The 2,580-nt window shown below is 62.8% G+C and carries 2 protein-coding genes and 2 pseudogenes; 1 reads left to right on the forward strand and 3 read right to left on the reverse strand.

The genetic code is table 11. The features are described 5' to 3' along the window. Window positions 1-140, reverse strand: a pseudogene (locus FV229_RS26400) (IS3 family transposase); the annotation flags it as partial. 308 nt (window positions 141-448) lie between these two features. Beyond that, window positions 449-1,267 (reverse strand): IS21-like element helper ATPase IstB, encoded by an 819-nt coding sequence (gene istB, locus FV229_RS26405; RefSeq protein WP_246688355.1) that lies wholly within the window; start codon window positions 1,265-1,267, stop codon window positions 449-451. 378 nt (window positions 1,268-1,645) lie between these two features. Here istB and FV229_RS26410 point away from each other — a divergent pair, with 378 nt between their 5' ends. Beyond that, window positions 1,646-2,098, forward strand: a complete 453-nt coding sequence (locus FV229_RS26410) for a hypothetical protein (RefSeq protein ID WP_147754749.1) — start codon at window positions 1,646-1,648, stop codon at window positions 2,096-2,098. Window positions 2,099-2,446: 348 nt separating this feature from the next. Here the strand turns inward: FV229_RS26410 and FV229_RS26420 are convergent. Next, window positions 2,447-2,580: pseudogene (locus FV229_RS26420) on the reverse strand (IS3 family transposase); the annotation flags it as partial.

Consider the following 2,580-nt stretch of genomic DNA (forward strand, 5'->3'; position numbering starts at 1 on the left):
TCACGCCGCCACCGGTAGTACGTCACCGAACTCACACCGAGCGCGCGGATTGCATCGGCCACGCTCTGGCCCTGTGAGATCAGCACGTCCGCCTGACGGAGCTTCGCGACGATCTCCTCGGGCTTCGGGTGTTTTGCCATCTCGTCCGTCCTCCAGGCTCAAAAGCCATACCAAAGGGCGGACCACTTCAATGGGGGCTGACCAGCCGCCGGACATCGCTCGGCCCGCAAACCGAAGTGTGCATTTGCACATTTGCACAAATACGTAAATGTGCAGATACGGCGGTCCCGTTCAAAGGCAGGCTCTGTCCGCGTACCCGGGGGATCGTGAAGCCGTTCTCGGCCGCGCCCGGCGGCGACCATAACGGTCGGCTGGGAGTCATCAGGCGACGAGCTTGGTACTCTTCACGTCGTAGTGTCCAGCGACATCCGGAACTAACCCCTTGGCGTCACGAGGAACAGGCCCCGATGCCGTTTGCCATGTCTGATTGATGTTGGCTGAGCGTCGCAGTGGCGTTCTGCAGAAGGCCACTGCGACGCTTTTCGCGAAGCCGGTAGCTGTCGCCCCGGATCGTGATCACGTGGCTGTGGTGGAGCAGCCGATCGAGGATGGCGGTGGCCACCACCGGATCGCCGAAGACGCTGCCACATTCGCCGACGACCCGGTTCGAGGTGACGAGCATGGCGCCGCGCTCGTAGCGCCGGCTCAAGAGCTGGAAGAATAGATGCCCAGCATCGGGCTCGAAGGGCAGGTAGCCGAGTTCGTCGATGATCAGCACCCTGGGCTTGGCGTAATGGGTGAGCCGCTCTTCGAGCCGGCCTTCCCCGTGCGCTTTTGCGAGTTGGGCCACCAGCGTCGTGGCCGGCTTGAACACCACGGAATAAGCCGCCACGATGGCTTCCCGGCCGAGGGCGACCGCCAGGTGCGTCTTGCCGATACCCGGTGGTCCAAGGAAGAGAACTGCCTCGCCGTTGGCAATGAAGCGACCGGTCGCGATCTCCCGGATCTGCGCCTTGTCAAGCGAGGGCTGTGCCCCGAAGTCGAAGCCGGTGAGGTCGCGCACGAATGGGAAGTGGGCGAGGCCGAAGCTCATGTCGATCCGGCGCTGATCCCGGCGGGCGACCTCACGCTCGCAGAACAGGGTCAGCGCCTCGCGAATCGTCAGGTCCCGCCGTCCCGCCTCGTCGATCAGGCTATCGAGCTGATCACGGAGCACAGTCAGCTTCAGGCAGTTCAGCAGCGCGGTGAGGTAGTCGTGCGCGTCCACCCGCGCACGGTAATGACCTGCTTGCTGAAGGCTTATTCTTGATATGCTCCTGTATTGCGTCGCTCGGCCGGAAAACGAAGGATGTGAGGAATGCCTCATCCTCCCAATAACGTCACTGTCATCAGACGGCGCGTCGCCTGCGGCGGCTGATCATCGAAGGCTTTTCGGCGCTCCGGCTCGGCTGCGGCAATGACACAGGGCTTCTCCCGGCCAAGGCACAAGCAGGGCGCCTTACCGAACGTCCGTCAAGCAGATACCAAAATACACATTTGCGCATTTGCGCAATTGTGTGATAATCCGATGCTACGACAGGTAGGCATGCCCCCCCGCCCTACCTCGGGACGGCAACGCTTGACGAGAGGTACAGGGAGATCTTCGATGCCCCGGGTCGCCGTTCTGCTCGACGAGGGCGAGCATTCGAACCTTAAGGCGTATGCGGCCAGAAGCCGGAAGTCGATGAACGACGTGATCAAGGCCGCGATCGCATCGTACACTGTCAGGACGGTCCACGGCCCTCTTACTAACGACCGGAAGGCGCAGGTACGCGAGAAGAAGCGCGTCGCGGGCCTTTGCGAGGAGTGTGCGCCCGAACTATTCGCGGAGGGAGAGACCTTCGGCGTGACGGAGTTCCGCAAACGCCTAGTGCAGAGAAGCACAACGCAAACAGTCCCGACTCGCAAAGAGGTCGCTAAATTCGACGAGGAGAGCGCCTACAAGCTTCTCCACGCGCGATCGGGATCCGGCAAGACGTTCGATTCCCTCGGGGAGCAGCGCTACCAAGTGCGGCCATTGATCTATCGGGCACGGGAGATAAGGCGACGAGAAGGATAGCCTCCCGCGTCGCGAAGTTCTGGCGCCATTCGAAGACTGCCGGGTTGCACCGAGCCTAGCTGCGACTCGGCCAAGCCATCCAGGATTTTCTTAGGGCATCCGGATCGAGACATCGCCGGGACGCGATGTCATTTCACTGCGCGGAAAGAAAGACCTCAACGGGTGGGACGGCGTGGGCGCTCGCGATCCCGCACCGTATCGACAACCGCCCGCAGGGTGTCGCCGAGCCCGAGGCTCGCGTGCACCGCCGCCAGACGAAGCGGTTCTTCTCCAGGCGCTTGGCGAACAGGCACAGGCCCTGGCCGTCCCACCACTGGCCTGCCCCCATTCGGTGGCCCAGGTTCGAAGTTAGTGAATTGTCGGTCGCGTGACGATGGCGGAGTGGGCGACCGGCGCTGAACCGCTGGGTTCAGGTGGCCATATGACAACCTGTGGCGCAGGCGGCTGGTAGCCGAGTGACGAGTGCGGCCGGATGGTGTTGT

This window comes from Methylobacterium sp. WL120 (genome assembly GCF_008039465.1).
Classification (GTDB): domain Bacteria; phylum Pseudomonadota; class Alphaproteobacteria; order Rhizobiales; family Beijerinckiaceae; genus Methylobacterium; species Methylobacterium cerastii.

Coding starts and splice junctions, on each gene's coding strand:
- FV229_RS26410 (WP_147754749.1), top strand. CDS start 1,646: ATGCCCCGGGTCGCCGTTCTGCTCGACGAGGGCGAGCATTCGAACCTT.